A 4,916-nucleotide genomic window follows, 5' to 3' on the forward strand; every position below is an offset into this window, starting at 1 on the left:
GCAGCTGGACGATAGAACGCACGCCCGGAAGCAAACCGGACGGGCGGAGCGTCTTTATACCCTTCACAAATCCGCTCTGCTGCTTCTATAGGATCATGGTCAAATGATTCGTCGTTTCGCTTGCTCTGTAATCCTACACATTGAGTATTGATTTCAAACACCGTGTAATAGCGGAGAAATGGGATTTTTTCAATTTCTCCCGTTTCGTCGTTTTCCTTCTCCAACCATGTCCAGAAAACAACGAATTGCCCCTTTTCGCCTTTTTTGACTTTGCCCCCGGCTTCGCTTACCTGTTTGAAAGTCGCATACTCTCCCGGCTCCAGAAGTAGCGTATTAACGCCCCGATACGGCTTCTGTGTCTTCCAATTGACAGCCGCACCCACTCGCCACGGGCGGCGCCAAGGCACAACCCCTTTTTCCAAAAGCTCTATCATACGATTTGTAACCATTTCATAGATTTTTTCGCTCATGTTAACCTCTCCCTTATGTGTTATAATGGAGGGGCGAAGGGGTCTCAAATCTTCGCCCCGGCTCGTTTGTTCTGCTAAACAAACGGGCCTTTTGATTGTCTTTGGATTGCTCGATCATATTCATTCAGCACTTTGTCCAACTTTTGCGATTTCTCCACAACTTCCATCGCTGTAAAACCCATCCGTTCTGCTAAATCAATGAGTTCTTTTCGCAACTTTTCAATCTGATTACGCAACATCTCAATGTTCATATCGCTATCACCTCCTTTCAAAATGACTTATTCGGACTTGACTTTTTTGGCCCTAACCCTTATTCGGAACCGTTTGCCTGTCTAGCCCTAGCGGCGATGAGCGGAATCCTTTAAGGTTTGTGAGCAGTTTCTTGCTTGCTGTCTTGCCTTACCGTATGAAGTTTTCAAAGAGCAAAATCATTCGTATACCGTAGCCGTCGCAGATTTAAGATCATATAGGTTCTCGCAGGGCAAGGCTGCCCGAAGGGACGACAAAAATTATTTTGAGTGTACTTCTCAAAAAAATTTTTTCGCCTTGCCCGGAGAGGTTCTATATGATCCCATGCGACTAGATGGCTACGGTATGTGAATGATCTCTTTGAAAAACGGAATATGGTAAGGCTGCACGCAGGTTACTGCGAACGGGCCTTGTCTTTACTTCTTCGATCTTGCCCACAAGGTTTTATCTTCGAAGGGTCTACCTGAATAGGTTTTGGAACGATGAAGGAATGGAGCGAAGCGGAATGGAGTCATGGTTCCCTTTGCTTCGTAGTACATGGGGTCCTACCAACAAAACGCGGAAAACATACGCTAAGCCAATTTCCGGATGAAAAAAAGCCGATTTCCTTACTTTAAGGAATATCGGCTTGATATTATAAAAGATGGTTATCCTGTACAACAAGATAATTTGGATACATCTTTATCAAACGTAAGGGCAGCCAGCTTTAGTTCTTCTGCCATTGTCAAATAGGGAGCAAGGGTTTCGCGAAGATCTTCTACTGTTAAACACCGCAAATTTCGCAGTCTCACGGTCTCATTCATTGGTTTGGGTTTCGTACTTCAAAAATTAAACAAGACGATTGGGTATTATTTAGGATTAGATGTCACAGCAAGACTCATTGGTAGGGCCAGATTCCTCGTAACGTTTTCCCAGAAGGCGACCTAATTCAAAGGCTTCCTTAACGGGGTACACCTTCCCATTTGGATGTTGGTTAAGCCAATTTTGGGCTGCACTTTCCGTGCTAAAAAAATGGACTTCGTTGCAGAATGACGACCGAACAGAGGACGTATCATCCGGTGTTACTATTGAGACAACAGCCGTCGTTGGTTCCAGGCTTAAAACACGATCCGGTTCCACTGTCAATCTTATAGGCTTTCCAGTACTGTAACAAGGCGATTCAATATGAACCATATGCCCTATAAGTTCCGGAAACATAAGGGTGTCAAGAGCACACCACGCATACAATTGTTTCTCATCAACTTCAAAGCGATGGGGCGTAGGGATTAAGGTGAGACCAAAACCGACAACACGACCCTGTTCATCGAGTTCCACACTGGATAAGGTCGAGAGAATGTCCTTAACCTCATCGAGGGGCTTCCCGGTTGTTGTTGCAATGTCCTCAACGGTAACTGGTTCACCTTTTGTTAGCATTTGTAACAACGGGCGAAAGAGCCACTTCATGGAGCCTCCTCCCTCTCCCTTGTTCTGGTCAAATAGGGTTACAAGTTCCTGAATTTCAGTTTTCATGACTTTTTCCTCCTTGGATTTTTTTGTCAGTTTTATTGTTTTTCGATGTTACTTACATGATTATATCTACATTCGATTGTAAAATTCTTAGGAAGATATACTTGATTGAATACGTCTTTCGGGGAATCCAGAAACGCTCCAACGTGTTGTCGTAACTTTTGTAGATCTTTAATATGCTCATCTATCATAGTCAGTTTCTCCTTTAACAAATGCTGAAGACGAGGTTCTACCTCCACAGGTTTTTTTTCGAAAATCACTACCAGATCCGTCATTTCCTCCAGCGATACGCCTAAAGATCGGAGTTGTTTGATACCATTGATACAAAATACATGCTCTTGGTTATAAACGCGGTAATTGCCTTCACTCCGCTTAATGGAAGGTAGGATAAGTCCCTTTTCTTCATACAATCGAATGGCTTTTCGACTGACTCCTGTTTGTTGGGCTAGTTGACCAATCGTAAATTGCTCCACTTTCCTCCCTCCTCGTTAACTGGTGGTACCATCAGCTGAACTAACTATAACTAGAGTATACAACCTTCACCTAAGGGGAAGGTCAAGAAGAAAAAGATCTTTTCCCAATGAAATTGATAAGTACAGGGGTACCACCAACATTTTGACATAAAACCCACGCTAAGACATTTTTTGGAATAAAAAAGACAATTATCTCTATGTTAAGAGAAGAATCGTCTTTTATAAAAGCTTTCTTTAACTGAAGACGTACATTAAGGCTTCCTAAAAAGGTGATTAACCTGCACAACAAGATAATTTTGATACATCTTTATCAAACGTAAGAGCAGCTAGCTTCAATCCTTCTGCCATTGTTAAATATGGAGCCATGGTTTCTCGGAGATCCTCCACGGTTAAACCGAATTTGACAGCCAGTGTCGCTGCATAAATTACGTCTCCTGCATTTTCTGCTACCACATGAGCCCCTAACACTTTCAGTGTCTTCTCGTCCGCCACCAGTTTAAACACGCCTGTTGTTTCCCGATTAACCAGTGCTCTTGGAACGGCATCTAACGGCAAGACGGATGTTTTCACTTCATATCCTTTCTCTTTTGCCTGTTGCTCCGTTAAACCAACCGTTGCAATTGCTGGAGCTGTAAATGTAACCCCCGGAACCACTTCTAAATTCAGCTTTTTGTTCAGTCCACCGATAGCATTTCCTGCCGCAACTCCACCTTGATAAGCTGCTACATATACAAATTGAGGACCAAGCGTGACATCTCCTGCTGCATAGATGCGTGAATTCGTTGTTTTTGAATACTCATCGATTACGATTTCACCACGGGGGCCTACTTCAACGCCTGCATCCTGTAAATTCAAGGTTGCCGTGTTTGGTGTTCTTCCTGTGGCAACCAGTAATTGATCTGCCTCAATGATTCGCTTCTTGCCATTTACCTCTACATGGACCTTTTTAATGTCTCCATCTTGTTCGATTCGTTCAAAAGATGCTCCCGTCACTAAGTTGACCCCTTGTTCTGTCAAGGCTTGCGTGATTGCTTCTGAAACCTCAGGATCGTATTCCTTTAACAAACGCGGGCTTCTTTGCATCAATGTGACTTCTGAGCCTAGATTATGGAAGAGTTGTCCCAATTCCATCCCGATATAGCCAGAACCGATGACCGTAAGACGCTTAGGCACCTTCTTTAATTCAAGCAGAGTTGTGCTTGTTAAATAATCGACTTCATCCAGTCCAGGAATGTTTGGCACTGCTGGTGAAGCACCTGTCGCGATTAAGAATCGTTTGGCTGACAACTGCATGCCATTGACTTCAACGGTTTTTTCATCTACGAATTTCGCTTCGCCTTTGATTAATTCAAAGCCGTAGTCATCAATCAAATCCACATATTTTGAGTTTCGAAGATCCGTCACCAGTTCATTTTTCTGCTTGATCAATGGTGCCAAATCAACGTCGCCAGCTGACGTGTGCAATCCGATGAATGGATTATTTTTTGCCAGATGATTGATTTCGCCAGCCCGCAGCAATGTCTTCGAAGGAACGCAGCCAATATTCACACATGTTCCACCAACCGTTCCACGTTCGATGATCGCCACTTTCGCTCCGTATTTCACAGCTTCAATGGCAGACGAAAAAGCAGCACCGCCAGAACCGATGATAATGTAATCATAATCGCCTTCATCGCCTAACTGCACCATTTCTTGCGGTTGTAATTCTTCTACCTCTCCTGGCTGGTATTTGGCTTCAGCAATCGCCTTTTTCGCTGTTTCCACCTCCACGTCATTCGTTAGCTCAAATACAGCTTCTCCGCGACGAAAATCCACTTCAATCCCTTTTGCACCCATGTTTTCAAGAGCAACAGCTACATGCTCTTCACAACCCGTACAAGTCATTCCTTGAACGTTTACTCGATATTTTTTCATGTTAAATCTCTCCTTTTACTCGACTCCAAGCCCGAAATTCGAAACTGCCGTCTTAATTGCCTGTAAATCCGTTTTCTTATCATCAAAGGAAACCGTTACTTCGCCCTTGCTTCCACTGACTTTAATGGCTGTTTTGCTAACGCCATCTACCTGTTCCAGGACGCTTTCTACAACAGACGGTGGACAACAATCCATCCCCAAAACCGTGAATGTCCCTGTTTTAGTTGTTTCAATGGTAGTTTTTACTTCCTGCTTAGCATCTATAGTATTTTGTGCTTCTTTTTCGTTGCTACACGCACTAACC

Annotated in this window: 7 protein-coding genes; 1 reads left to right on the forward strand and 6 read right to left on the reverse strand. The window is 43.6% G+C overall.

The annotated features are described in order from the left end of the window. Both C3B52_RS35050 and C3B52_RS35055 read right to left on the reverse strand, forming a co-directional pair. A partial coding sequence (locus C3B52_RS35050) for an ArdC-like ssDNA-binding domain-containing protein (protein ID WP_123058879.1) occupies positions 1 to 470 on the reverse strand: 470 nt, incomplete at its 3' end. Positions 471 to 544: 74 nt separating this feature from the next. Next, positions 545 to 721, reverse strand: a complete 177-nt coding sequence (locus C3B52_RS35055; protein WP_081872843.1) for an aspartyl-phosphate phosphatase Spo0E family protein — start codon at positions 719 to 721, stop codon at positions 545 to 547. Between the two features lie 586 nt (positions 722 to 1,307). Here C3B52_RS35055 and C3B52_RS37700 point away from each other — a divergent pair. Next, the gene (locus tag C3B52_RS37700) at positions 1,308 to 1,451 is read left to right on the forward strand and encodes a hypothetical protein (protein ID WP_235615970.1); all 144 of its coding nucleotides are present in this window, start codon (positions 1,308 to 1,310) and stop codon (positions 1,449 to 1,451) included. 126 nt (positions 1,452 to 1,577) lie between these two features. On the opposite strand, the gene merB is transcribed toward C3B52_RS37700, so the two are convergent. The 4 genes from merB to merP all read right to left on the reverse strand — a co-directional run. Then, on the reverse strand, positions 1,578 to 2,228 hold the full coding sequence (gene merB, locus C3B52_RS35060) for an organomercurial lyase MerB (RefSeq protein ID WP_047914400.1): 651 nt from the start codon (positions 2,226 to 2,228) through the stop codon (positions 1,578 to 1,580). Between the two features lie 32 nt (positions 2,229 to 2,260). After that, entirely contained in the window at positions 2,261 to 2,698 is a 438-nt protein-coding gene (locus C3B52_RS35065; RefSeq protein ID WP_103110951.1) for a MerR family transcriptional regulator, read from the reverse strand. Positions 2,699 to 2,971: 273 nt separating this feature from the next. Continuing rightward, the gene (gene merA / locus C3B52_RS35070; protein ID WP_031642482.1) at positions 2,972 to 4,612 is read right to left on the reverse strand and encodes a mercury(II) reductase; all 1,641 of its coding nucleotides are present in this window, start codon (positions 4,610 to 4,612) and stop codon (positions 2,972 to 2,974) included. 15 nt (positions 4,613 to 4,627) lie between these two features. Then, on the reverse strand, positions 4,628 to 4,916 hold a 289-nt coding region (gene merP, locus C3B52_RS35075), incomplete at its 5' end, for a mercury resistance system substrate-binding protein MerP (RefSeq protein WP_235615969.1).

Source organism: Brevibacillus reuszeri (genome assembly GCF_002897295.1).
GTDB lineage: Bacteria > Bacillota > Bacilli > Brevibacillales > Brevibacillaceae > Brevibacillus > Brevibacillus reuszeri_A.